Consider the following 24,880-nt stretch of genomic DNA (forward strand, 5'->3'; position numbering starts at 1 on the left):
TCGTCGCCGACGTCGAGGGTGAGCTGGCGGGTGGCCCGGTCGGCAGGTCTAAGAGGGCGTTTATGCAGGTCCGGCCCTATATACGGCTCTCATCCCTGCCCTGTTCTGAGGGCTTTCATCCCGTAGGCGGTGAATGACCTTCTCTGGGGCGGAGGCTCGGCCATCCGTCTCGTTCGCTTCTGCACCCGGAAGTCCGTCTGGCTTGAAGATGCCACGGAATCGCCTGATGGACAGCGGAACCGAGCCCTCCGGCTCATGCATGATCACGCTACGCCGTGAGCGAGCGCAAGCCCTACCCCAGTGACCTGTCCGACGCCCGATGGGTCCTGATCGAACCGACGTTGACGGCCTGGAGAAAGGCCCGGCTCGACCGCAGACCAACCGGTCAGCCAGCCAAGGTCGATTTACGCGACGTCTTCAACGCGATCCTCTACGTGAACCGCACTGGAATCCCCTGGAAATACCTCCCGCACGACTTCCCGAACCACGGCACCGTCTATGCCTACTACGCCGCGTGGCGCGACGAAGGAATCTTCGCCCAGCTCAATTACGAGCTGACGGGACTGGCCCGGGTGAAGGAGGGGCGCAAGCCCGAGCCGACCGCATCCGTGATCGACACCCAGAGCGTCAAGACCTCCAGCAACGTGCCCCTGACCAGCCAGGGAACGGATGCGGCCAAGAAGATCGTCGGGAGGAAGCGCGGCATCCTCACCGACACCATCGGCCTCATCCTTGCCGTGACTGTCACCGCCGCCGGCCTCTCGGAGAACGCCCTGGGAATACGCCTCCTCGACCAGGCGAAGGAGAAGTACCCGACCATCTCCAAGAGCTGGGTCGACACCGGCTTCAAGAACGCCGTCGTCGAACACGGTGCCCGTCTCGGGATCGATGTCGAAGTCGTCAACAGAAACCCGGATACACGTGGGTTTCATGTCGTGAAAAGACGCTGGGTAGTCGAGCGGAGCATCGGTTGGATCATGATGCACCGCCGTCTCGCCCGCGACTACGAGACCCTCACCGCCAGCTCCGAAGCCATGATCCACATCGCCTCAGTCGACAACCTCGCCAGGCGCATAACGGACGAGACCACCCCCACCTGGCGAGGAACTTACTAGGGCATCAAGGGCAATCTGCCTACTTCAAACGCCCTCTAAGGGCGTCGGTGCGCGGCGCGATGCTGCGGACCCGGGCGCGCTGGAGCCCGAGGGAGTCGTACACCGTGTAGGCGGCGCGGGCCAGGAGGACGGTGTGCTGGGTTGCCTTCGGGCAGGGTTCGGCTACGGCGGGTGGCGCTCAGGTCGGCGGAGCGGATCGTGCAGGTCACGCCTGTGACGATCTGGTCGGTGGCGCGGAGGCGGGCACCGAGGTCGTCGTCACCGGCCGTACGCAGGACGGGGAGACGAGCGAACTGGACGACGATCTCGCCGCGCACGTGCACGCGGTTGCGCAGACCGTGCGGGAGACACGGGAGGCCTGGCAGACCCGGCCGTCAGCGTCGAACGAGGCGGCCACGCGTGAACTGCTCGCCTACGTCACCCGGGACGTCGCCGCCAACCGGTAGAGCGCACTGCGCAGCCTGCGCACCCGTCTACAGTGCCTTGCGCGGTGCCGAGCGGGTGCCGTGCAGAAGATCGTTGATCAGCTGCTCCGTCTCCATCTCAAGATCGCAGTCCAGTGACCTGTTGACCTGTTGGACCTGCGTGATCGCGGTGTGAAGGCCGGAGCGGTTCCCGGCGGCATGCTCGATGCGCATCCAGTCCCGGTAGAGGAGCTCGGCGCTGCTGTCGGCGTCGAGGCCGGTCGCGACGGCCTGCCGAGCCGCGGTGAGGTCGTGGTACGGGCCCGCTGGGGTGCGGTGCGTGGCCACCGTGTGGGCGACGTCGATGATCCTCGTGATCATCTCTTGCTGGAAGGGCCCTGCCCAGGGCAGTGGCCTTGACCCGAACGGCCTTCCCCGCACCAGCCCGAGGGCCCTCTCCAGATCCGGGAGGCCCGCCGGGCCCTGGGGCAGCGCGCGCTCGGCGAGCTGGAGGAACCTTGTCCAGTCGCACCGCACCGCAGGGGAGAGGCGGTAGGGGTCCTCGCCGGTTCGACGGCGCGGCACGTACGCGTCGCCGGCCGGGTCATTTCCCAGGGCGCTGCGCAGGCCGCGCAGCCGCGCGTTGAGGGTGCTCGAACTCCACGGGGTGAGCGGGTCCATGTCGGTGCACAGCGCATCGGCGGAGCGGCCCGGCCGGAAGAACAACAACGCCGCGAGGTGCGCGATCCGCGGGCCGTGCCCGGTGGCGGCCACGTCGTCCACCTCGACCGGGCCCAGGACACGTATCTCCGGGGCACGCAGGTCGTGTGCCTCCGGCGCCTCTGGACTCCCGCTGTTCTCCGCCTCCGGGAGCTGGCGGTTCGACTCCTCCGGCGCTTCCTCCTCTGCAGAATCCGCGGCGAGCGCCTGGTCCTTGCCGGCATCATCCTGCTCGTGAGGCGGGGAGGGGGGCAGGAGGCGGAGCCCGGCCGGGTCCGCGGAGGCGGCCAGCAGAGCGGAGAATACCGTGCTGTCGCCGATACTGTTGCTGCTGTGCACCGTCGTCACCGGGGCGACCGGTGAAACTGAGGCGCCGTGGGAGATGCCCGTGTCAGGGCCGGTGTCGTCATCGTCGGCCTGTGCCACGGCAGGCGAGGACGCTATCTCGGGCTCGGGCTCGTCCGGAACCTCCTGCCACGGCCCCTCGGCTGGTGCGGCGGGCTGGCCGGACACTGCGAGCGCCGTGACGATCTGCTGGTACGCGGCGCGCTCAAGGCGCTGCACGGTGATCTCGGTTCCGACGTAGGCGAGTTGCTGCGGCTCGTCGAGTGCGGCGTTGAGGATCTCGGCGTCGGGAAAGTGCGCGACGGCCGCGGGTGCCGGTGCGATCAGCGTGACTGGAATCCGCGCCTTGTCGATGACGTCGGCGAACTGCCACGCCGTATCCCCGTCGAGAGACGCGGCGCAGAGCAGCAGGTAGGGGTGATGGCTGGTCTCCGGCATCTGGTGCAACTCCAGCAGACGCTCGGAGAGATCCCGCAGTGCGTGCACGGCCTCCCGCATGTGCATGATCCGCGAGGTGGGCAGCAGTCGCGGCAGGTCCTCGCCGAACCCGACGGCGACCACTTCGACCACGCTGCCCCACGGGCTCATCCCGATCTCCACCGCGAGCGACGTGCACACTTCCGTGATGCGCGTCGGATCGCCGTCGAGCAGCAGCGCGGGCATTTGGGCCAGGTTCACCAGGAGGAGGTCACCGTGGTCGGTGCTGCCGAGGGTCACGAGCCCCGGATAGGGTGCCGGTACCTCACGGGCGGTCTCCTCGTCCAGGAGCTCGGCATCCCCCGGCAGCACCCACCAGCCACGCTGACCTGATGTGAACGGCCCCAGCGGCTCCAGAGCGAGGTCCTCGGGCAGAACCTCCAGCGTGCGGGCCCCGATCCGTGCGGCCCGCAGCCCGGGTAGGGGGGCCTCGTCCTCCAGTTGGTGGGCCATCGTCCGCAGTGCCACATCCAGACGGGCCGAACCTCCCGGCTCGGCGGCGGCCGCCAACTGCGCCTCGGCAGACGAGGTCTCCGCGGCGAGCGCGATCGTCTCACCGGGCTTGCGGCGACGGCGCTGCAGCATGCGGCGGGTGGCGAGCGCACCGGTCACGGCGGCTGCCAACAGTGCACCGGCGCCCAGCACCATCCGCAACTGCAGCACTTGACCCGCGGGCGACGACGCAGGAGTCTCCGATGAGGGGGTCTCGGACGCATGCGCCGTGGGAGTGTCCGTTGCCGACGGCCCGCTCGATTCGGGTGCGGACGACGCACTGCTGCCGGACGAAGGCCGGGCGGTGACGCCGCCCTGGCCCTGCCCGGGCTGCTCGGACGGACGGCTCGACTCGCTGGGTGCCGGAGTCTCTGTTCCCGAGGTAGCGGACTCACTCGGGGCCGTCGACCCGCCAACTCCCGAGCTGGCACCAGGCTCCCGCTCGGTGTCGCCCGGAGCCGGGGGAGTGGAACGTCCGGCCCCGGAGCCGTCCTCCGTGTCCTCGCGGGAATGCTCGGGTCGCTCGGATGCGGCCCCGGGCATGGTGACCTGCTGCCCCGGAAAGATCAGGTTCGGGTTTGTGATCTTCGGCAGGCCGTGTGGCTGCGCAGTGTCCCGGCTTGCCTCGAACAGCTCCGGCCACTTGCTGCCATCGTGGAGCTCCTCTGCTGCGATCTTGGAGAGGGAGTCGCCCGGCTCCACAGTGACTGCCTCACCATCCCCACCGTTGTCGGGGGTGTCGTGCGTGCTGGAGGCGAGCTGAGTGCGTATACCCGTCTCGGGCGTCTGATCGCCCACCTGGGCGTCGCCGGGCACGCGCAGGGTCGTGCCCTGCGGCACCACCGTGGCCGTGGTGGGTACTTCGGGGTTCAGGCGCTGCAGTTCGGTGTAGCGCGTACCGTCCCCAAGTAACTGCTCGGCCAGTTCCCACCAGGTGGTGTCCTCCGCTCCCACGGAGAACTCCCGGGCGCTCCCGGCCGTTGCCGTCCGCTCCGCAGCCGGGACCGTGCTTGGCCGGCTGCTTGGAGCCTGGTCGGCCGACGGCACGTGGGTCGCGGTGGCGGCGACCGCCGGGGTGGCGGCGCTGGCCGCGGCCGCGGGCGAGGCCAGCACGATGCTGCCCAGCAGGAACCCGGCCAGACGCTGACCGGTGGCCATGCCCGGAAGCCGCGGCGTCGTACGCCGCGCCAGGACGGCGACGATCTCGATCAAGACGGGGACGACGAGCCACAGCCACGCGATCCACGCTGCCACGGTCATCGTGGTCAGCAGCCCCGAGCCGTCATCGTCCGGGCTCAGCAGCACCTCGCGCGCCCCGTCCAGCGTCGGCACGGTCGCGGGCAGCGTGCCGACGGCGAGCAGCAGCGCGGGCACGCCGACGATCAAAGCGGCCAGGGCGACGAATGCGAACAGGCCGCGCGCGACCGCCCGTGGCCCGGAGAGGCTGCGGCGGCGCACGGGCGTGGGGGTGTGGGGCATGGGGTCAGCCTCCGGGCTGGTGAAGCAATGTGGCAGTGCCGTGTCCCGTCACGGACATCTCACTGACGCCGATCAGGGACGCGAAGTAGGGGTGGTAGGCGTCGCGTACGGTCACCGTGAGGCTCTGCCCGTCCTCGGCGACGGCTACGTCACCGTCGACTCCCTCGCTGTCGAGGAAGGCGCGGGCGGCGGTTTGCGCGGCGTCCGGGTCGACCACGATGTCCTCGCCGGTGATGGCCTGGCCCGGGTCGATCTGCTGGGCGCCGGCCCGCGCGGCCTCCTGTGCGACGTAGTCCGCATCCGACATCCGGTCCAGGGCCAGCCCAGCATCGATGACCAGGCCGACGATGAGAAACGCGATCAGCACCGTGCCCGCGTAGAACAGCTCCATACCGCCCCGGTCCCGGCAGCCGGAGGGGATATGAAGCCAGCGACGCCACTTGATCATGGGCCGCCCCGAGTCGCCCACGTGTCTACGACGGACGTCTTGGTGCTGGTGAGCGTCTTGGACCCGCCAACGCCGGGCAGCGCAAGCTCGCTCAGCGGCGCTGTGCACGACACGGTGGCCGTCACACTGGCGGCCTGCCCGACCGGCGCGGACAGCCCGCTGGTGTCCAACTCGACGCTGATGCCGGCACAGTGGATACCGGAGTTGGCCAAAGAGGTCTGCGCGGCCTGGCGGGCGTCAGCCTCGCCGGAGGCCGGGTCGTTGGCCAGCGAGGCGGTGCGCGCGGCATCCCGGGCGGCCGCGTCGGCGGCGCCCTCGGCCAGTGCCACCCGCCCGCATGCGATCGTGAAGCCGATCAGCACCAGGGCCACGGGCGCGAAGATCGCGAGGCTCAAGGCGGCGCTGCCGCGGTCGCGCTCCAGCCGGCCAGGCCACCGTCGCCACCTCATGGGCGGAACTTCTCGACGGGGGCCTGGACGCTCTGGCGGACGTGCCCGCTCCAGCCCGGCACCAGGTTGATCACGTTGCCTTCCACGGAGACGCTGACCGTCTCGCCGTCGTCGCTGACCCGTACCGCCGCGCCGTTCAGCGAGCCGCCCATCCGGGCCAGGAACTCGCTGGCAGCCGCCTCTCCCGCACCTGGTGCGGCGTCGTAGGCCCGTTGCGCGTCCACGGCCTGTTGAGCCGCGTGGTGCGCTACCGACCGGCCATGGAACCAGATGCCGCCCTGAATTAGGGTGAACACCAGCAGAAACGCGAGCGGGACGACCATCGACATGTCAAGGGCGGTGGCACCGCGGTCCTCCCGCCACCACCGCCGGCCGGCCAGCTGCCGCCACCGGCGTATGCGTATCGCCGCCATGGTCAAAAGCCCAGGATCTGCGTGACCTTCTCGCCCACCGTCGTATTGGCCGCGGCGTACACGATGCCGACCATCGTGCCGCCGGCGACCAGGATCAGGCCCCACTCCATCGCGGAGGCACCGCGATCTCTGGCGCTGGAGCGGAGAACGGCTATGCGGCGGCTCAGTGCGGCACGGGCACGGGTGAGGCGGGTGCGGACGATGTCCACGGGGTCCTCCAACGGGATGGTCGGGCCGATGAGTCGGCCAGGCAGTGCGGTCAGAAAGCGAGGATGCGGACGATGGCGGGGGAGAGCAGGAAGGCCGCCAGGAGGAAGACGATCGCCAGCGAGGGGACATGCATCTTCTCGGTGGCCTCGTTCGCCTTTTCCTTCCGGGCGGCGAGCAGACCACGGCGGACGACTTCGGCCTGGGCCTCCAACTGGTCGTAGACGGCGGCCTGCTCCTCACCCGCGAGACTCAACGACGCGGACAGCCGGGCGAGGTCGGGCACGCCGAGCTCCGTGCCGAGTTGGCCGAGCGCGTCCCACGGGCTGACCCCGGCCAGCCGGGCGTGCTCGACGCTGTCGCGGATCCGGACCGCGGCGCGGCCGTCCCCCGACTCCACGGCGCGTGCGAGGGCCTCGGCGGCGCCGGCGTCGGAGTTGCGGGCCAAAGCGACGCGCTCCAGGACGGAAGCGATGTAGTAGCGGTACTCCAGGCGCGCGCGAGTGGCCTTCTCTCTAACGTCGTCCAGGCACTTGAACACCATGAACAGGGCGACGCCCACCCCGGCGGCCGCCGGGATGACGAACGGCAGCGTCAGCCCACCCAGTCGCAGCAGGAAAATGATCCACTGCGGGATGAGGAATCCGCCCAGCGCGTACAGGGCGCAGCGGCCCAGCAGCGTGGAGGGGCCCACCTCCAGCAGGCTCAGGTCCCGGGCGGGCAGCCGGGTCACAAACGCGTCGGTCTCCATGAGCCGGGTACCGATCCGGTCAGCCCACTGCGAGGGGCCCTTGGCCGCGGTCGCGGCGGGCACGGGGCGCGGGGCCGGGGCATGGGTGCGCCGCAACACCTGATCAAGCGGGGGCCGCTTGGGCAGTAGGCTGCGTGCCGCGAGCGTGCCGCCGAGCGCGGTCAGCCCGCCCAGCAGCATTCCGGGAACGGACAGGCTCATGCCGCCTCACTCCCTTCCTTCACTCGTTCCTCGGCGGTGAGCAGGGTGCGCGGCTCGTCTTCCATCGCGGCCATCTTGCGCAGCCACAGCAGCGACATGACGAACAGCAAGCCCAGGACTAGCAGGCCGAGTTGGCCGAGCGGGGTCGCGAACGGCGCGGAGTAGGAACCGTTGACGAGGATCACTGCGACCACGGCGATCGCGAAGAGGGAGACCCGGCGTGCCTCGGAGCGGGCCTTTGCCCGCTCGGCGTCGATGTCCCGCAGGTCCGCGGCCTGCCGCGCCACCAGGGCGGCCTGCGCGGACAGGGCGCGCGCCAAGCCCGGGCCGCGGCTGGTGACGTGGTCCATGAACAACTGGGAGATGTCGTCGCCGATGCGGCTGGCGAGGTCGTCGGCCAGCCCCCGATACGCCCACCGGGCGGGCATCCCGGAGCTCAGCCGGTGGGCGAGCCTGCCGACCGGACGGTGCAGCAGCACCGGCACCGTGTCCAGGTCCACGATCGTGGCCTCCAGCGGCTTGCCGCCGGCCCGCACGCTGGCGAGCTGCTGCAGCCACTCCGCGATCGCCTCCAGGCGGGCGATATCCGTACGGCCCGAGCCGCCCGGATACAGCACGAACGGCAGCCCGGCCACCGCCGCGAACGCGAGCAAGCCGTGCGCCGGCCACCCGGTGAACGCCCACATCAGCACGCCCGCGCCGGCGGCTCCGGCCAGCAGCAGCCGGTAGTTGTCCCGCCAGCCGGGCGGCAGTTCCTCAACCGCCCGCAGGATGCGGCCCCGCATGCGGCCGGGCCGTAATCCACGTACGGCGGGCCGCCAGCCGCGCAGGGCGGCGATGACTCCGGTCAGGCTCAGGGCCACCACGGCACCGGCCAGCATGCCGAGCGCAGACAGGTACGACTGGGTCACGCCGCGCCTCCCGCCCGGCGCAGCGGCCGCCACTGCCCGCTCGGGTAGTCGATAAGCCAGCGCCGGTGGAAACCCTTGCGTTCCAGCTTGCGCAGCCGGCGCTCGTTCATCGGCGTACGGGTGGGCAGCGCCCGCGGCTCGTTCTCGTCCTCGCGGGGAGCGAAGATCTGCGACAACGCCACCCCGCCGCCCTCGCTGCGGCCGGCCGTCTCCCACACGTGCGACACGAACCGGTGCACCTGGCCACCCTGGTCGGTCTCGTCGATCGCGTCCACGTACACGATCAGGTCGACGGCGGCCGCTATGAGCCGGTAGGCAGCCTGATCGCTGAGGCCGGCCCGAGCCAGCGGCACCATCAGCCGGTCGATGACGGCCTCAGGGTCCTTGGCATGCAGGGTGCACATCGACCCCGCACCGCCCGCGATCATCGCCTCCAGCATGGCGACGGCCTCATCGCCGCGGACCTCGCCGACCATGACCCGGGTGGCCTTGTAGCGCAGGGACACGGGCACCAGGTCGGCGAGCGTGACCCGCCCGGTGGCGTCCCGCTCCCCATTGCCCTCCCGGGTGCGGAAGGCCAGCACGTGCGCGTGCTGGTCCGGATCGTCACAGTTCAGTCGCAGTTCGGGCTCGCTCTCCAGCGTCGCCAGCCGCTCGTGGGCGGGGACTTCGCGGCCCAGGGCCCGCATCAGCGTGGTCTTACCCGTGGCCATGTCGCCCGCGATGATGATGGACAGGCCCGCTTTCACCGCCGTTGAGAGGAACGCGGCGACGATCGTGTCGACGGAGCCCCACTTCTCCAGGTCGGCGAGGGTGGCCGCTTCCGCTACATGGCGGCGGATCGCGATCGTCACATCATCGGTCAGCAGTGTGGCCGCGACGCGGGAGCCGTCCGGCAGGTCGAACTCGACCTTGCCGGTGGCGTACGACAGCAGCCGCTCGCCGTGCCCGGACGTCGCGGCCATCTGATTGACCCACTCGATGGCCTGCGACTTGCTGGAGAACGGCGAGCGCACTCGTTCGCGCGGTTTGCCGTGCGAGTCGATGTGCATCCACTCGCCGTCGACCAGGACGTCTTCCACACCGGGCCGGTCCAGGACACGCTGCAGCGCGCCAGCCAGGAAGATCAGGTTGAATACCTCGGTGCGGACCCGCTCCAGTTCCTCGCCTGATAGCGGCGGGTTCCTCAGCGACCATGTCTGTGCCCATTCCGCGACCCGGGCGCGCACCCGGGCGCGTACGACTTCCTCGAGGTCCTTCTCGCCGAGCGGGGTTCCGGCGTGGCGCCGGTCCTTTTTGACGTGGTCGACGTCGTCGGCGACCTGCTGGCGTAGCTTCGTTATCTCGCCCCAGGGCACGGGCAGTAGCCCGGGCAAGGTCGTCGCCGCGCCGAAATCGGCTGGTCCAGCCCCCGGCGGCACCGCGCTCGGGGGACCAGGGGGTGGGGCCGCCGGCGACGTCGCTGGGGCAGGTGCCGACTGTGCGGTCGGTGGTGCGGGGTGCACGGGTGGATGGGTCGCGGTGTGCTCGGTCAGCAGGCCGCCCAACCGGGTTGCTACGTGCTGACCGTTGGCACCGCCCTGGCCGCGCCAGTCAGCCATGCCGCACCCCCCGCTGGGCGAGTTGCTGGACGATCCGCTCGACCGCCGGGTTGGCGGCCTGTACCTGCCTCATTTGCAGGTGCAGGCGGCGCCGGTCGGCGTGTTCACGCAGCGGCCCCATGGTGTCCCGCGCGGCGCGCATCAGCCGGGAGCGGGTCACTCCGCGCGGCATCCGTCCGCCGGTACGCAGATACGCGGCAGCCGGCTCGTCCCACGGCAGGGTGGCCAGCACCGGGGCGTCCAGGCCCCGGGCGACGTCGGCGGGCCGGTAGCCCTCGCCGAGCGCGAGCAGCCCAAGCGCCCGGGCGCCGGTTCCCTGGGAGGCGAGATCGTCCTGCAGGGCGCGCACCCTCGGGTAGGCGAGGTTCTGGGATTCCTCGGTCATGCGGACCACCAGCAGCACCAGGTCGGCCTCGCGCAGTACGGGCGCGGGGGTGAGGACCGGGTGCAGGCGGCCGCCGTCGAGCACCATCCGCCCGCCGTCGACCAGGACGTCCCAGTGCAGACGCTGGTCCGTCAACTGCAGCACGTTCAGCAGCGTCGGCCAGGTCGACGTCAGCGATGCGGCCTGCCTCGGATCGGTCAGCCCGGGCAGCGCGACACGGAACTCGCTGTCGTCCATCGGCCACAGGTGCTGGGCGACCTGCGGGGTGAAGTCCTGCTCGGCGCTTGCCCGTTCCCAGTCCGCCTGCGGCAGCCGGTGCAGTCCGGTGTTCCCGTCCAGGCGTTCGTGCTCCCCGCGCGGCACGTCGCGCAGGAGCCCGTGACGCAGCGTCCCGCCGGCCATGTCGAGCTCGGCGAGTAGCACCGGCCTGCGGCTGGCCAGGGCCAGGGCAGTTGCCGCCGTCGTCACACCGTCCGACTTCGCGGACACCAAAGCGATGAGAGCCACGGTCAGCTCCCGCTCTGGCGGGGCTGACGGATGAGCGCTATTTGCTTGGCCGCGGCCTTCGTCGCCAACAGGGGACCGTCCGCGGGATCGACCACCAGGTTCACGACCAGGGCTCCGGTCGAGTCCGGGGTGCCGACCGACTTCACCGTCGCCTCGATCGTCTGCGGGGTCTCGCTGCCTGCGGACCCGGAGTCCGTGGACCCGGTGTCCGCCCCCTGCGCGGGAAGGACCACGGCGGCTACCTTGTCGCCTGGCCGCAGCTCGTTGCGGGGCACGAAGCCCCGCTTGAGCTCGACCCCGACCACCTGCTCGGTGTCGCCCAGCCCACCGCGCGCACTCAGCTGCGAGCGGGTCAGCAGTTCGCCGGGGTGCAGATCCACGGCCGCACGCTGGCCCACCACCGAGGACCGCTCGTTGGCTCGGATCGGGGATAGACCGGGGTCGTCGGCAAACGACACGACCCTCACGTCCTGTGCAGTGACCTGCTGGCCGACCGGGACATCGCGTGCGACAGCCAGGACATCGACACGGTCCCCGGCCCGCGTCACCACGACCGCACCGCCCAGTGCACCGATCAGTGTCACCAGCACCAGCAGCACGGGTACCGACCACGAGCGGCCTGATCGTTTCTTCGTGCCGGTGCTGACGGGCAGATCGGGCTGCCGCTGCACATCAGGGCGCGGCGCAAAGGAGGTCTGACTGCTGTCCATCGGCCTACAGGCCCTTCGATCTCGTGCGACGTTTACGAATTGACGGCCTGCGACTCGACGATGGTCACCGCCACCGAGGAATTGCGGACCTCGGTCAGCTGGCCGTTCGCTCCGCCGCCCTGCCAGTTGATGACCCAGGTCGAGGTCGCGGTGACCTCGTACGTGCCGCCCGTCGCGTCTCTGGACGGCTGGGTGTACACGTGACCGCAGTCCGGCGACTTCTTCAGCCCGTAGGACTTCTGGTAGACGGTGCCGGGCGTCGTGCAGGTCACCGAGGAGCCGTCGCCCATTGACCACACGACCTTCGACACCTTCGCCGTCGCGGTCACCGTGACCCCACCGGCCGACGCGGTCGCCGTGTTCGGACCCCACGTCGTCTGAGACTGGTCGACAGCCATCCACACCGGCATGCCCACCAGTCCCTTGCCGCCGGGCTTGGGGTTGATGTTGATGTCGGGCCCGAGCAGGGTCATCTTGTCCACGGCCTGTTGAGCCAGTACGGCAGGATCGACAGCGGGCGGCGGATTGGCAGCCCAGAACGTCTCGACGGTGGTGTTCACGTTGATGCCGATGAACTCGTCAGTCGACGAGCAAATGCGGGTATAAACGGTCCCGTCGTCGGGATCGTGCCCTTCCCAGAGGTCGCTGCCAGCAAGCGGTGGAGGGTCCATCTTTGACACGGTGCAGACCGGGGCGTCCGGATCCTTCTCTCCGCCCTTACCGCCCTGCTCGTTAATGCCGTTTGCCGACGCTGATGACTCCTGTGAGCCGTTGGAGCCATCCACTCCAACGCCGACGCAGAACTCCATGACGGTGCAGCTGCCCACATCAACGTTTGAGTTCCCCGGCCCGTCCGCGGCCTGCGCGGCGCCTGCCACCAGCAGGAAGGCGGTGGCTGTTGCAGCGCCGAGCAGGGTGCTCCGCGTCAGCACTTGTCTGCCTCTCGAGTGGTGCTCAGCACGACCCATCGGTCCCCCCACCTCTCTGCCTTGACAATGCTGACGTACCGGGTGAGTCGCTCCTTCGGGAGCTTGATCTCCTTGCTGGTGCTGGCATCGACCAGCTTCCAGCCGGTGGTGTCTACGCAGTCGCGCACGGAGGCCGAAGGAACCTTGCGATTAAGATCCATCGTTCGGATCTCGGGAGAGAGCGTGACTCGGCCCTGAGCGACCTGGCCATTGCTCTTCATCGCCTTCAGGTCTTGCGTAGCAGCTGCTAGAGCCGTGCCGACGGCGTACTTGTTCAGCTCGGTGCCGTCGAGACCCGCATGTGCATACGCCTGTTCCTTCTCGTCCCAATATCGTTGATAGTCGGCCAAGAGCGCCCGAGACGCGGCTACCTTCTCTGGATCAGCCGTGGAGCTGCGGGACGCGGACGGGGTCGCTGTACGATTCTGGCTGGGGTCGGACGGCGACGCCCCTGGGTCGCTGTCGCTGCAGCCGGCCAGCACCACCAGACCTCCCGCGAGGAGCACGGCGGTTGCGTGCTTCCGGATGCGAACAGCAGTGAGTCTTAGTGCTCGTGTCACGTGGTCTCCCCGTACGACGTGCTACTGACCGCTGCCGCAGCCTCTGGTCGCGAGGGCGACAGCCCAACGGAGCTGCGGATATGTGCTCGTGTGATGGCGACACTACGCATAGGCCATCCGACTTCCCATCCTTGTTCGCGAGTTGATTCGCACAACTCGGGACGTATCCGGTCACTTTCGAAGTATGAAGTCGATTTATCGTCGCGCCCGCTCGTCGCATCAACTGCAAACAAGGCCAACCGTCCTGTTTTCCGGAAGGTGCGAGTCAACTGATACGCGGACTTTACGGGTGACTCTCCGCCGCTGGAGGTGGCGTGGCAGCCCCGGAAACCGGCCGACTACCCCGCTCTGACCGAACGTCGTCGAAGCCCCAGCGCCCGTGAAGCTCGGGGTGTTCTCAGCCCTCGGGTCGGCGTGCAGCCGAGATAGGCTGCAGAGCAGCACCGTTGTTTCCTGACGGCAAATCGTGCCCTCGATGCGATACATTCAGGTCCCCCAATGGCCATGCTCAACCCGGCAATTCCCGGCGTGCGCTGCATAGTACGAAGTGAACTATACGTTCACGTAAGCAAATCTCAAGGGTTCCGGCGGTGCCCGTTGCGAGGCAGGCACTGGGCGGGAAGGTGCAAGGATGGAGAGCGGAGGCCAGCCCTGGTTACTGGCCTCCGCTCACGTGCTCCCGAACAGCGCCGCACAAAAAGCCTGCGTTGCGCCGGGAGCGGTCAAGGGACGCCGCCTAGTCCACGGACGCGAGAGCCGGTAGGCCGCGCTCGGCGATGGCACGGCGGACGGTATGCCGTTGACGTGCCCGAGTGTCAATCCGGCGGAGTGCAGAGCGTGTCCCGTTCAGCGACCGCGCCAGCGTCTCGATTACCTGTTTCGCGCGCTCGATCTCGTCGATGACATCTCCATCACGGGCCGGCCACACTCCACCGGGGGCGTGCTCAGCGGCCAGATCGCGGCAGTGCCCCAGCAGTTCCGTCACTAGAAGATGAAGCTTGTCCACGTCTGCGTCAGTGAAGTCGCCAGCCGTCAGGGACGTCGTCATCGGTCGTACTCCTCCGTTGTTGCGGGTCCCTAACCGGACGGCGCCGGCTGGCGCAGGGCGGCCAATCCCGTCCGGCCAGGCCATCGGCGAGGCATATCCCTCGGGGACGGTTTCCACAGTCGAGATCTCCTGGGCAGATGTGGCGGCATCGGCAATGCGGGCAAGGGCATGTGGATTCAGCAGAGCCTCACCCTGGGTGGCCCCGGAGGGACGTCGAGGTGTCCTGCCGCTCCGCGGCGCTCTGCACTCGGCCTGCGGCAGCCGTCCTGGTCGCTCGGCCACACCACCAGGACATCCACGTCGAGCGTCACCAGGCGGCCGGGGTGACAGGCACGGACGGCCGCGCATGTCTCGTCGGTGAAGGTGCCGTGCAAAACGACCGCAGAGCCGATCGCCTCGAAGGATTCGGTGGAGGGCAGCGCCACTACGTCAGCCAGCACGCACAGGCCGCGGTGCGGCTGCACCGGGCAGACGAACGACCAGGCATCCCTTCCCGGTTGGCCGATCACGAAGCGTCTCCCTCTGCAATCCGGTGGTGACCGGTATGAGCCGCAGTCAGGCCAACGGCCGGAGCAAGGGATTCGTCCATCACCCGGCTCCACTCCCAGGGAGCCAGCCCGTATCCGTGCAGCACGATTGCTCGTCGGCAGGGGCCGAGCTGATGCACCTCACGCTTCGCCCAACCAGCCCCGACTTCACTGAGGTGCTCCTCCTGGAGCCCTGGGGCAAAGGGCGTTGCGGCCGAGGGCTGGTTGCCGGGTGCACGACACTGGATGGCACCGGGCTCGGCGTCCGCTTCTACGTGCACTACCGCGTAGAAGACGCCGCTCGGCTTGAGCCACCGCCCGACGTCCGTCAGTAGGCGCCCAGGTTCCAGGTACGGCAGACCGTACCGGCACGTCACGACATCGAGCTGTCCGGGGACCAGGGTGGGTGGGATGGGGTCGGCCACGATGTCCCACAGCCTGTAGGACAGACGGGCGCCCGATCCCGCGGCTTTTGCTCGGCGGAGGGCCTCGTCGGAGAAGTCGTAGCCCGTGACCGTCATGCCCCAAGCTGCAAGTTGCCTCGTCCACAGCCCAGTTCCGCAAGCAAGGTCGACTGCGGTCATGCCTGGCATTGGGGAGGCCATCTGCTGGAAGTGGTCGGCTTCCATCGCGCTGAGGTCGTCCGGGTGAACGGTCGCGGCCCACCGGTTCCAGTCTGCCGCCGACAGGCGGGCGGTCTCCTTGCCGGTGCTGATCACGGTGTGCGCTCCCGCGATGTCCTGGAGCCGCCAAGGCGGTGCAACTGGTGCAGTCCGCCCGCCCCCTTGCCCGACGTCCTGCCCTTCAGCGCCCTCCGGGGTTCGAACAGGCTGATGGTGGAGGCGTTTTCGGATTGGGGCACCAGTGCGTTGAGCGCGGCCTGCGGAGCGCGCACGGGCAGGTGTGCTCCGGGTCCGTTGGCCGGCTGGGGGCAGGGCGCGCTGGCGATGGACGCTTCGGATGCCGAGGTGGCCGAAGTGTGAGGCGCGAGGTCGTGCGACAGCGACGGCATATTCGTCGGCAGCGTGCTCATGGGCGCTCATCTCCTCGGAGGGGGGTGGGTGAGCGGGGAGCCGGAAAGCGGGCGCTCGGATTGGAAATGCGCGGTTGCGACGGATGCGTGCGTGCAGTGGCATACCTGCGGTCGGTAAAGGGTGGGCGGGGCCGGCCACGGACGGTGGGATACGGGGCCGGCTCCCGCCCGGTCTCCCGGCTGGCCTTTCGCAGGGGGAGCGATGGCAGTCCGGGAGGGACTGGAGGCGTTCTCGCAGGTAGCAGCAGGGTTCGTCAGTTCTGTGCGGGATGGGAGGTGGGTTGTGGGGGTGGCGCGCGCATGTGTTGGTCTCCGTGGGGCGGTGGCTGGTGTGGCGCAGCAATCGATGACTGATCACGGTCGGTAGCAAGGTGATCCGTCTCCGTTGTCAGGCGATATTGCTACGCGCAAACGAATGGTGTCAACGATCGAATTGAGAAAGGAAACGACCGTTGCGATCAGGTGGGATGACCCAAAATGCCCTCGAATGAAGGCCCTTGACTTCGGGTGAGGGTTGTCCTGAAACGATTGCTCCCGTTCGGGCAACGATCGTTGCGGGCCTGATCGGGGAGTGCGTAGGCTGCCATGTGCACGCAGAAGGCCCGCCCTTTGGGGACCCAGGGAGTCATCGTTGGAATCAGCCCCGCCGCTGTCAGAGACCCTTCGGCGTCTGGAACTGCTCATCCGTGAGCGGGGTTTGAACCGGTCGGACGTCCTCAATCCGCAAGTCCTCGCGGCCGAGACTGCCCTGCCCGAGGAGTTCGTTCACCTCCTGCTCCAAGGGCGCCCGGTACCCGAGGAAACAGTCAACGAGAGGGTCTGCACCCGCCTCAAGGCCGTAGCCGAAGCACACATGGCCCGCACCAGGACACGTCCCGCGGAGCTTGTGGCCGACCTGCATCGCCGCCTGGGCATTTCCGAGTACTGGGCGCGCCAGATCTGCGACGGCAAGAAGGTGCCCAATATCGACCTGCTCCACCGTCTCGTGCGGTACTTCGGCATCACGGCCGGAGAGCCCTTCTTCACCGACGGGGCCGACGAAGCGCTCAACCGCGTGCTGCTGCCGATCCAGCGCCGTCTGGAACCCGAGGGTGACTCCCTGGACGCCCTGCTGGCCAGGCACGGTGTGGTCCAGACAGACCTGCGCATGCACGGCTCACTGAACCCGGAACAGCGAAAGCTCCTGGCCGGAGTTCTGCTGTCGGTGCTGTCCCAGGAGGGAGACACCAAGCAATGAGCACGAGGGGGATGAAGTCGCTGCTGACCATGCTGGGCAACGAGGCGCAGAAGTCGTTACAGCGGCCCGCCGAGCCCCGGCACGTCATGGAGGAGTTCTGCCGCGCCATGACCGTCCGCACCGGAAGACCCATTCAGCTCCTGTTCCGGGCCTTCCCTCCGGACATCCTGGTTTCCGGGATGCGTCTGGACTGCGGGGAGCAGTCCATCATCGTCGTCGAGGAAGCCACGGCCCCCGAAGCCCAGTTGGTGATCCTCGGCCACGAACTGTGGCACGAAGAGACCGGCGACTGCGGCCACCACGTCGCCGGCCTGCCGGCAGCCACCCGCTCCCTCGCCCCCGCCCAGAACCCGGACGCCGTCGATCGGGCCGTGGAGCAGATCCTCGACTCCCACGAAGTGCCCCGCGATGCTGTCCTCGCCGTCGCGGCCCGGGCGGACTCCCTCGATGACCACGAACGGGACGCGGAAACCTTCGGCCTGCTGCTCGGCCGTGCAGTGCGATCGTGGATGAAGGGCTACACACAGGGGCCGGTCAGCGCCGACACAGTCGAGGGCCGCATGCACCTGTCGCTATTCGACCGCGGCGGACGCATGCTGTGAACTACTTCCACATCCCCTACATCATCCCGACGGCGCTCTTGGCCGTCGCCCTCATCCTGAAGTTCCCCACCCTCATACGGGCATGGCGCGACCACGACGTCCGCGCCACCACCGTCCTGCTGACGTGCGCCACGATGGTGCTCATCGTCGTCACGCCCGTCAACATCGAGCGGCTCAACCAATGGACCGGCGTACCCAACATGGCATCGCCGACCGCCTACAGCTTCCTGACCACGTTCTGCGCCACCGCCCTCACCATGATCATGAGATGGCGGGAGGAACCCTCCCCGCGTCGGCAGCGTCGGATACGCCTCATCTACTGGATCTACGCCGGCATCATCGTGGCCCTGTGGGTGACGTTCCTGATGGCAGACGTACCCGAGCCGCGTATCTACGACCTCGACACCTACTACGCCAGCACCCCCTGGATGCGCGAGCACATCCTGCTCTACCTGCTTGCCCACGGTGTCTCGGTCATCGTCGCCACCGCCATGCTGTGGCGCTGGTTCCCCGAGATCACGAACCCCTGGCTTCGCGCCGGCGTCGTCTGCCTTCAACTCGGATTCCCATCCGGCGTGATCTTCGACATCTGCAAGCTGCTCGCGATCAGCGCCCGCTGGTTCGGAACCGACTGGGACGACCTCAGCACGATTGCGGCGCCCCCCTTCGCCCTCCTGGAAGCCATCCTCGTCGCCTTCGGGTTCATCGTCCCCCAAGCCGGCCCCAGCCTGCACAAATGGTTCCGCGACCAGCGCGAGTACCGCCGCCTGCGCCCTCTGTGGCGGGAAGTCAACGACCTGCCCGCCTCCGCCGCCACCGCCCGATTCGGCCTCTGGGTGCCCCTGGAACTCCGCCTCGTGCAGCGCCGCCAACGCATCCACGACGCCCTGCGGATCCTCACCCCCTACCTCGACACCGGTCTCTACCAGCGCGCGCAGGCCGCAGCAGACGGCGGCCACTCCGACGACGAGACGCTCGGCCTGGCCGGCGTCCTCACCATCCGCGCAGCCCTGCAAGCCCACCGCGAAGGGACCCCCACCCCCGCCCGCGCTCAGGAACAAGAACTCGCCATCGAACTCCACGAACACCTCGACGCCATCTCCCAGGCCGTGCACCGCCCCCGCCTCATCGACGACATCCGCCGACGGCTGACCAGCACAGAAAGCACCGACACCCATGCCTCCTAGCGCTCACCCCCGCCGACCCGCCGCCGTCGTCATCGGCGCGAGCGCGACAGGCCTGTTCGCCGCAGCCGCGCTCGCGGAGTTCGCCGACGTCACCATCGTCGAACGAGACCAGCTGCCGGACGGCCCCGAACTCCGCCGCGGTGTCCCCCAGGCCCGGCACGCACACCTGGTGTGGAGCGGCGGCGTAAAGGCCTTCAACGAGCTCCTTCCCGGAGTCGTCGACGACGCCGTCGACCGCGGCGCCCGCCTCATCCCGTTCATGGGCGCCGGCGTCAGCCGGGCCCCCAACGAGGTCTGGTTCAGGCGCTTCCTCAGCAACCACCACACGATGCTCCTGTGCTCGCGTCCACTCCTCGACCAGGTCCTGCGCGACCATGCCCTTGCGCAGGACCACGTCACCGTCCTGCAGAACACCACAGTGGAGAGCCTGGACGGCGACGCCTTCCGCATCACCGGCGTCCACGTCCGCACCGGCGACCACACACGCACCCTCACCGCAGACCTCGTCGTCGACGCCTCCGGCCGCGGCTCCCAAACACCGAAGTGGCTCCAAGACCTCGGCCTGGCGCCCGCGACCGAACGCCGGGTCGACGCCGGCCTCGCCTACGCCACCCGCCTCTACCGAGCCCCCGGCACCACCGCCGACATCTCCTTCCCGCTCATCAACGTCCAGGCCAACCCCGCCAAAGCCCCCGGCCAAGGCGGTGTCATCCTGCCCATCGAGAACGGCCAGTGGATCGTCACCCTGGCCGGAACCCGCGGCGGCGAACCCACCAACGACCCCGACCGCTTCATCGACTTCGCACTCGGCCTCGGCGACCCCGTCATCGGCGAACTCCTCAAGAACGCGGAACCCCTCGGCGACGTCGCCACCACCCGCTCCACCGCCAACCACCGCCGCTACTACGAGAAAGCCGAGCACTGGCCCAACGGATTCGTCGTCCTCGGCGACGCGATCGCCAGCTACAACCCGGTCTACGGCCACGGCCTGACCGTCGCCGCCCAATGTGCTCTCGCCGTCCGCGACGTCCTGCGCAGTACACCCCTGACCGCTTCGGGTACCGCCCAGCGGATGCAGCGCGCAGCCGCCCGCCCTGTCGCCGGCGCCTGGGACCTGGCCGTCGGACAGGACGCGTTCTACCCCGGCGCGACCGACACCCCGCCCACCGCCGTAGAGCGCTGCCTCGCGAAGTTCGTCGACCGGGCCGTCGAAACCGGTGCTTCCAACCCGCGCGCCATGGCTGCTCTGCTGGACGTGATGAGCCTGGAGAAGCCTGCGACCAGACTGTTTTCCTGGGACATGATCCGGCCGATGCTCTTCGGCCCGAAGAAGCCCCCACTTCAGGGTCCGCCCGTGACCGAAGCTGAACGCAAAGCGACCCTCTCCTGATGACTTCCAGTTTCGACAGCGCACGGCCATAGGCGGGGAATGACCTCGCAGTAGCTTCCCAATGGAGAAGTCAAGCCACGAGGGTCCCGCCGCTGCAAGCCGTACTCAGGAAGATCGATGTCCTCACCGGCGAGTGGCGGACGCGAAGTCGCGACGCCTACCGGTTCGCTGGTGCTGTGGATGGAGTTCGCCTGTCAGAGACACTAAGAAGCAGCGCGGAAACGGTGGTTGACACGGGGGTGGCGTGATGGATTCGGCAGTGGCGGGCCTGTTGGCGGCGGTGGTAGGCGTGGGCGGCACGCTGGGTTCGGCGTGGTTGACCCAGCGGCGCGGAGACGCGTCCCGCCGCGAGGAGTGGGAACGCCTCGAACGCTCTCGCCGCGCCGAACTAGCTGCCCAGCAGGTGGAGTCGGGCCGGGAGACCCGCAGAGCCGCGTACACGGAGTTCAACGCCGCAGCCCGTCACTACCTGGCGACCCTCAACGACCACGCTCACGTACTGCGCATCGGGTACGCCCCGCAGGAGTCGCTGGCCGCGGTCGAGACGGCCCGCGCGGACTACCGCCGCCAGTACGCCGAGGCTCAGATGATCGTGCCGGACGTTGTGCTGACGGAGGTGAGACGGGTCGACATCGGCCTAGGCTCTGTCTACGGCATCCTGGCCCGCCTCACCCACGACACGGCACGCGAGGGCGACGACATCGAGAGCGTGCGGGACACGATCAAGCAGGGCTGGCGAGACCTGTCCAGGGTGCGCGCGGCGATGCGTGCGGATCTGGGAGTGACAGAGCCGTCACACGAGTGAGTGCAGTTCCTCGGTTCACCGTATTGGCCCGGATCATCTCGCTGAGTGAATGCGGGCTCGGCGCAACCCGGATGCCGGGTTAGCCAGTCGGCTGAGGTGGGGCGACTTGGTAGAGGCGCCGGTCCCGGATCAGGGCCCACAGAACGTTGATTCGGCGGCGGGCGAGGGCGATCACGGCCTGGGTATGGCGTTTGCCTTCAGCGCGCTTGCGGTCGTAAAACGTGCGGGAGTTGGGGTCGTAGCGGACGCTCATCAGGCGGACATGTAGAAGACGCGCTGGAGACCGCGGTGATAGTGACGGGGTCGGTGCAGGCTGCCGCTCCGTTTCCCGGAATCGTGCGGCGCCGGAGCCAGGCCGGCGAAGGCCGCGAGCGCGTCCGGGCTCACGAAGTCCGCGAGGTCGCTGCCGATCGCGGCGAGGAATTCGGCACCCAGTAGTGGCCCGATGCCGGGCATGCTGGCCAGGACTTCGGCCAGCTCGTGGGCCCGGAACCTGGCATGGATGAGCTGATCGATCTCGGCGACCTTCTCGTTCAGAGCCTGGACCTCCTGGGCGAGTGTCCGAACGAGCTGGGCGATCACAGCCTCGCCAGGAACGGCGGTGTGTTGTCGCTCGGCCGCCTCCACGACCTTCTTCGCCAGCCCGTCCGGACTGCGCACGCCGCGAGTACGCAACCAACGGGTGAGCCGCGCGACTCCGAGACGCCGAAGTGCTGCCGGGGTCTGGTAGCCGACCAGCAGGACGAGCGGCCCGTCGCTGGTCAGGACAAGCGCCCTTTCCAGAGCCGGAAACATGCCGGTCAGAGCAGAGCGCAGCCGGTTGATGGCCCGGGTGCGGTCGCGGACGAGGTCGGCGCGGCGGTTCGTCAGGAGCCGGAGCTCGATGATGGCTTCGTCGCTGGGCCGCATCGAGTGCAGGTCGCGGCGGAGGCGAGCCTGATCGGCGATGACCAGCGCGTCGCGGGCGTCGGTCTTGCCCTCACCGCGGTAGCCGTCACTGGCCCGGTTGACCACACGGCCGGGAATGTAGAGGACTTCCTGGCCGTGGTTAACCAGCAAGGCGAGTAACAGGGCGGACTCACCGCCGGCCATGTCCACGGCCCAGGTCACCTGATCGCCGAAGGCGAGTACGGCGTCAACGAGCTTGATGAGATCCGGCTCATCATTGGCGACGCGGCGGGACAGCAGCTTTTCGCCGCTCTCGCTGAGTGCCACACAGTGGTGGTGGGTCTTGCCGCTGTCGATGCCGGCCCAGATCCGGTTCATGGCGCTCCAGATGTCGTGCGGGCGGTTGGTGCCACGGACGACCTCGCCGGCATGGCCTTACACAGCGATCTTGCTCGCACTTCCCAATCTGGCGGCCGGGTCGTCGTGGGGCACCGGGCGGCCAAGCCACTGCAGCCACGATCGGCAGCCAACTAAAAGCCACACCCGGCACCCCTGGGCGGCCCAACCATACGAAGGGCTCGGCTCATCCCGTCCCTGGAACGTAAGGCCATCTACCAGATGCTCTCTGCGTGCTGCAGCACCCGACTTCGTAGGTGCCCACGACGTCACTTGGGTACTGCTACTCATGCGTCGCACCATGCCGACGCTTACCGTCACATGCATGTTGAAGACCCCTGTACGTACAGTCAGGGCCTCCGGGCCGGCCGTCCGGTATGCCATCACAGGGCTCGTACTGATTGCGTTGTCAGTCGCTGCCGCGGTGGAGGGCAGCTCCGTGTGGAACGGCGCGCCCTATCCAGCGGCAGACCCCGACGCAGTCGCGCAGCGAATCAAGGACCGATCAGACCGGGTGTACGACGACTTCGCCCTGCCCGAGAAGTACGCGGCGGATTCGGGCAGGATCAGTACCGGCGCCTGCTACTACCGAGGGCTGAGGAGCATCGCCCACATCGATGAGGCACGAAGCGACGTCCGTAGCTTCGGGCTCGATTGGAGCGTGCCCGACGTCCCCGAAGCCACTGCACGAGACGCGCAGCGGCGCGTGCGTGAGCGGTTGATGAAGCAGGGTTGGAAACTTATCCACGAAGGCGACCGTGCAGGGGCGACCTTCCGCGAGCTGGGTTTTCGATTCGAAGATCCAGAAGGCAACGACCAGATCGACGTTTACTGGAACGACTTGACCACGACTCTGTTCATCAGTGTCTACGCCCCCTGTGGGCAGGTTCCCGACGAATTTGAGGAATACGGCTGGTCCGAGGCCGACTGGCATCCGAAGGAGCACACCACTCGGCCTTGACGGTCGGCCCCTCTACATTTGAAGGCACGCCACCGAGGTCTCGGCAACGCCTGGCCGTTCGATCCAGGGGGTGTCCCGGCACCCGGCTGCCCGGCTCAAGCGCTCACCTCGTAGCCTCCGCGCATGACTGGTGATCCCTTTCAGTGCCGTTGCGTCCTTTGCCATGACTACGGTGACCGAGACGAAGCGGACCGTGTCGATATGACCATCATCGAAAATGTGCAGCAGCACGGATGGCATGTCGTGATGGTTCCCGAGGACGAGATCGGTCCTGGATTCGCCTACACGATCGGCCTCTCGCACACCCACGCCGCACCTGAACTCGCCATGTTCGGACTCGATGTCCATGCCATACACCGCATGCTCAACACGCTCGGAACGAAGTCCGCCGCAGGCGCTGAACTGGCTGACGGCCAGAGACATCCCGACGGTTCCGACGGCCGCCAAGTCGCGCTCAGACAAGTGGATCTCCGCTGGTACCGGACCTTCTTCGGACGGGCCATCGGGTTCTACCGCCGGCCTCCTTTTCCGGTGCTGCAAGTTGCGTGGGCCGACGCGGATGACCACTTTCACTGGGAAGAACAGGCGCAGGAGAGGCATCGGGAGTCACAGCCTCAGCTGTGGCTGCCACCGAGTGAGCACCCTGTGGGGATCTGGACGACTGAACTCTGACCTCGAACCTGCCGACACCTCCGAACGACCCGGGCGAAGAGTAACGATCAAGCTAGAGCAGGATCTGCCCGATGCCGCCGCGTCACAGCTCGGTCCACGCCCTCGAATCGCCGCCGCCAAGTGGGACCCAGACGTCACTTGTCGGTCCCCAGGCTTCCAGGTCCTCCAGGACGGCCGCGCCCAATGGCACCTGCCGGGCGAGGCTGCCTACGAGAGGGTGTTCCGCCACCATGGCCTGTAGGTCGCCGATCCGGTTGTCCAGGACGTACCGGGTGGCCCCGGTCAGCACGATCAGCACCCGGGGAAATACGGGATACCAGCGCAGCCACACGGCTCCGGATGTGGCGGGCTGGCGTGAGCGCGGCCGGCCGACGGGCTGCGGCTCGTACGACCAGAGGCGCGAGTATTCGATCAGCTTGGAGGCGAGGCGTTCGCTGCTCATGGTGGTCCGGTCGACTTCGACGAAGGCGCGCAGTTTTGTCCGCTCACTGGCCTCGACGAGGGTGTAGTGCATCACGGCGTCCGTGATGAGCCGCTCGCCGTCGCTGAGCGGGTGGGAGACCTCCGGAGTCCAGTCCAGGTGACCGTGCTCGTCGCCGCGTCGGCGGGCGTCGGCGACGAACGCGAGGTGGGTGCGGACCGAGGTCAGGGTGTGCGGTGTCTTCAGCGAGGCGGCCGTGGCTGAGGAGATCGGGTATGGCGGCCGTCCTCGAAGTGCGGGGAAGTCGCGGGTCAGACGCGCCCCGTCGCTCGTCAGGTACCAGGCGCGCGTCCGCTTGGACGCAGGCAGCACGGTGTAGTCCACCAGGCCGTCGTGGCGCAGTTTGTTGAGTGGCGCCGAGATGGTCTGGCGCGCGGCGCCGGGCCGCAGGAGTTCGTGGAGCTGATGGGTGGTCGCCATCCGGTGCTGGCCGAGTACGGCCAGGAGCTGATGCGGCAATGGCTCGACGGGACTCGGCGTCCGGCTGGACGCCGCAGCCCTGGAAGTAGG

Annotated in this window: 26 protein-coding genes and 1 pseudogene; 9 read left to right on the plus strand and 18 right to left on the minus strand. The window is 68.5% G+C overall.

Translation table 11 applies throughout. The features are described 5' to 3' along the window. The first annotated feature begins 275 nt into the window (after window positions 1-275). Together ACFPQ9_RS40105 and ACFPQ9_RS40110 are read left to right on the plus strand one after the other, a co-directional pair. The gene (locus tag ACFPQ9_RS40105; RefSeq protein ID WP_380864476.1) at window positions 276-1,115 is read left to right on the plus strand and encodes an IS5 family transposase; all 840 of its coding nucleotides are present in this window, start codon (window positions 276-278) and stop codon (window positions 1,113-1,115) included. A gap of 131 nt (window positions 1,116-1,246) precedes the next feature. Further along, complete coding sequence (locus ACFPQ9_RS40110; RefSeq protein WP_380864477.1) at window positions 1,247-1,561, plus strand: hypothetical protein; 315 nt, start codon at window positions 1,247-1,249, stop codon at window positions 1,559-1,561. 27 nt (window positions 1,562-1,588) lie between these two features. Here ACFPQ9_RS40110 and ACFPQ9_RS40115 read toward each other — a convergent pair whose 3' ends face one another. From ACFPQ9_RS40115 to ACFPQ9_RS40190, 16 genes are all read right to left on the minus strand, one after another. Continuing rightward, window positions 1,589-5,032 (minus strand): hypothetical protein, encoded by a 3,444-nt coding sequence (locus tag ACFPQ9_RS40115; protein ID WP_380864479.1) that lies wholly within the window; start codon window positions 5,030-5,032, stop codon window positions 1,589-1,591. Between the two features lie 4 nt (window positions 5,033-5,036). Beyond that, window positions 5,037-5,480, minus strand: a complete 444-nt coding sequence (locus ACFPQ9_RS40120) for a hypothetical protein (RefSeq protein ID WP_380864480.1) — start codon at window positions 5,478-5,480, stop codon at window positions 5,037-5,039. After that, entirely contained in the window at window positions 5,477-5,929 is a 453-nt protein-coding gene (locus ACFPQ9_RS40125) for a TadE/TadG family type IV pilus assembly protein (RefSeq protein ID WP_380864482.1), read from the minus strand. Before ACFPQ9_RS40125 ends, ACFPQ9_RS40120 begins: the two co-directional genes overlap by 4 nt. Continuing rightward, window positions 5,926-6,342, minus strand: a complete 417-nt coding sequence (locus tag ACFPQ9_RS40130) for a TadE family protein (protein ID WP_380864484.1) — start codon at window positions 6,340-6,342, stop codon at window positions 5,926-5,928. Before ACFPQ9_RS40130 ends, ACFPQ9_RS40125 begins: the two co-directional genes overlap by 4 nt. A 2-nt stretch (window positions 6,343-6,344) precedes the next feature. Then, window positions 6,345-6,551 (minus strand): hypothetical protein, encoded by a 207-nt coding sequence (locus ACFPQ9_RS40135; RefSeq protein WP_380864486.1) that lies wholly within the window; start codon window positions 6,549-6,551, stop codon window positions 6,345-6,347. Window positions 6,552-6,601: 50 nt separating this feature from the next. After that, window positions 6,602-7,501, minus strand: a complete 900-nt coding sequence (locus ACFPQ9_RS40140) for a type II secretion system F family protein (RefSeq protein WP_380864487.1) — start codon at window positions 7,499-7,501, stop codon at window positions 6,602-6,604. Beyond that, entirely contained in the window at window positions 7,498-8,412 is a 915-nt protein-coding gene (locus ACFPQ9_RS40145; RefSeq protein WP_380864489.1) for a type II secretion system F family protein, read from the minus strand. Before ACFPQ9_RS40145 ends, ACFPQ9_RS40140 begins: the two co-directional genes overlap by 4 nt. After that, a complete protein-coding gene (locus ACFPQ9_RS40150; protein WP_380864491.1) occupies window positions 8,409-9,788 on the minus strand; it encodes a CpaF family protein in 1,380 nt (459 codons plus the stop codon). Before ACFPQ9_RS40150 ends, ACFPQ9_RS40145 begins: the two co-directional genes overlap by 4 nt. A gap of 217 nt (window positions 9,789-10,005) precedes the next feature. Further along, the gene (locus ACFPQ9_RS40155; protein WP_380864492.1) at window positions 10,006-10,905 is read right to left on the minus strand and encodes a hypothetical protein; all 900 of its coding nucleotides are present in this window, start codon (window positions 10,903-10,905) and stop codon (window positions 10,006-10,008) included. Between the two features lie 2 nt (window positions 10,906-10,907). Then, a complete protein-coding gene (locus ACFPQ9_RS40160; RefSeq protein WP_380864494.1) occupies window positions 10,908-11,615 on the minus strand; it encodes an SAF domain-containing protein in 708 nt (235 codons plus the stop codon). Window positions 11,616-11,647: 32 nt separating this feature from the next. After that, on the minus strand, window positions 11,648-12,547 hold the full coding sequence (locus ACFPQ9_RS40165) for an ATP/GTP-binding protein (protein ID WP_380864496.1): 900 nt from the start codon (window positions 12,545-12,547) through the stop codon (window positions 11,648-11,650). Continuing rightward, window positions 12,541-12,933, minus strand: coding sequence for a hypothetical protein (locus ACFPQ9_RS40170; RefSeq protein WP_380864497.1), 393 nt, complete (start codon window positions 12,931-12,933; stop codon window positions 12,541-12,543). The genes ACFPQ9_RS40165 and ACFPQ9_RS40170 overlap by 7 nt, the downstream gene beginning before the upstream one ends. Before the next feature lie 946 nt (window positions 12,934-13,879). Continuing rightward, on the minus strand, window positions 13,880-14,191 hold the full coding sequence (locus ACFPQ9_RS40175) for a hypothetical protein (protein WP_380864499.1): 312 nt from the start codon (window positions 14,189-14,191) through the stop codon (window positions 13,880-13,882). 176 nt (window positions 14,192-14,367) lie between these two features. Then, window positions 14,368-14,700: a hypothetical protein gene (locus tag ACFPQ9_RS40180; protein ID WP_380864500.1), complete on the minus strand. Its 333-nt coding sequence runs from the start codon at window positions 14,698-14,700 to the stop codon at window positions 14,368-14,370. Next, the gene (locus tag ACFPQ9_RS40185) at window positions 14,697-15,437 is read right to left on the minus strand and encodes a class I SAM-dependent methyltransferase (RefSeq protein WP_380864501.1); all 741 of its coding nucleotides are present in this window, start codon (window positions 15,435-15,437) and stop codon (window positions 14,697-14,699) included. Before ACFPQ9_RS40185 ends, ACFPQ9_RS40180 begins: the two co-directional genes overlap by 4 nt. Then, window positions 15,434-15,751, minus strand: coding sequence for a hypothetical protein (locus ACFPQ9_RS40190; protein ID WP_380864503.1), 318 nt, complete (start codon window positions 15,749-15,751; stop codon window positions 15,434-15,436). The genes ACFPQ9_RS40185 and ACFPQ9_RS40190 overlap by 4 nt, the downstream gene beginning before the upstream one ends. Window positions 15,752-16,382: 631 nt before the next feature. Between ACFPQ9_RS40190 and ACFPQ9_RS40195 the strand changes: the two genes are divergently transcribed. From ACFPQ9_RS40195 to ACFPQ9_RS40215, 5 genes are all read left to right on the plus strand, one after another. After that, window positions 16,383-16,988, plus strand: coding sequence for a hypothetical protein (locus ACFPQ9_RS40195; RefSeq protein ID WP_380864505.1), 606 nt, complete (start codon window positions 16,383-16,385; stop codon window positions 16,986-16,988). After that, entirely contained in the window at window positions 16,985-17,590 is a 606-nt protein-coding gene (locus ACFPQ9_RS40200) for a toxin (RefSeq protein WP_380864507.1), read from the plus strand. The genes ACFPQ9_RS40195 and ACFPQ9_RS40200 overlap by 4 nt, the downstream gene beginning before the upstream one ends. Then, window positions 17,587-18,777 carry an MAB_1171c family putative transporter gene (locus tag ACFPQ9_RS40205; RefSeq protein WP_380864508.1) on the plus strand — a complete coding sequence of 397 codons (1,191 nt, stop codon included), beginning with the start codon at window positions 17,587-17,589 and terminating at the stop codon, window positions 18,775-18,777. Before ACFPQ9_RS40200 ends, ACFPQ9_RS40205 begins: the two co-directional genes overlap by 4 nt. Continuing rightward, complete coding sequence (locus tag ACFPQ9_RS40210) at window positions 18,767-20,167, plus strand: NAD(P)/FAD-dependent oxidoreductase (protein WP_380864510.1); 1,401 nt, start codon at window positions 18,767-18,769, stop codon at window positions 20,165-20,167. The genes ACFPQ9_RS40205 and ACFPQ9_RS40210 overlap by 11 nt, the downstream gene beginning before the upstream one ends. A gap of 247 nt (window positions 20,168-20,414) precedes the next feature. Next, window positions 20,415-20,972 (plus strand): hypothetical protein, encoded by a 558-nt coding sequence (locus tag ACFPQ9_RS40215; protein ID WP_380864512.1) that lies wholly within the window; start codon window positions 20,415-20,417, stop codon window positions 20,970-20,972. A gap of 79 nt (window positions 20,973-21,051) precedes the next feature. On the opposite strand, the pseudogene ACFPQ9_RS40220 reads toward ACFPQ9_RS40215, so the two are convergent. Continuing rightward, window positions 21,052-22,238: pseudogene (locus tag ACFPQ9_RS40220) on the minus strand (IS110 family RNA-guided transposase). Window positions 22,239-22,581: 343 nt separating this feature from the next. Here ACFPQ9_RS40220 and ACFPQ9_RS40225 point away from each other — a divergent pair. Together ACFPQ9_RS40225 and ACFPQ9_RS40230 are read left to right on the plus strand one after the other, a co-directional pair. Beyond that, window positions 22,582-23,217: a VOC family protein gene (locus tag ACFPQ9_RS40225; RefSeq protein WP_380864513.1), complete on the plus strand. Its 636-nt coding sequence runs from the start codon at window positions 22,582-22,584 to the stop codon at window positions 23,215-23,217. 201 nt (window positions 23,218-23,418) lie between these two features. Then, window positions 23,419-23,889, plus strand: coding sequence for a DUF4262 domain-containing protein (locus ACFPQ9_RS40230; protein ID WP_380864515.1), 471 nt, complete (start codon window positions 23,419-23,421; stop codon window positions 23,887-23,889). Window positions 23,890-23,971: 82 nt separating this feature from the next. On the opposite strand, the gene ACFPQ9_RS40235 is transcribed toward ACFPQ9_RS40230, so the two are convergent. Beyond that, window positions 23,972-24,829 carry a replication-relaxation family protein gene (locus ACFPQ9_RS40235; RefSeq protein WP_380864516.1) on the minus strand — a complete coding sequence of 286 codons (858 nt, stop codon included), beginning with the start codon at window positions 24,827-24,829 and terminating at the stop codon, window positions 23,972-23,974. Window positions 24,830-24,880: the final 51 nt, after the last annotated feature.

Source organism: Streptomyces coerulescens (genome assembly GCF_042657965.1).
Lineage (GTDB): Bacteria > Actinomycetota > Actinomycetes > Streptomycetales > Streptomycetaceae > Streptomyces > Streptomyces coerulescens.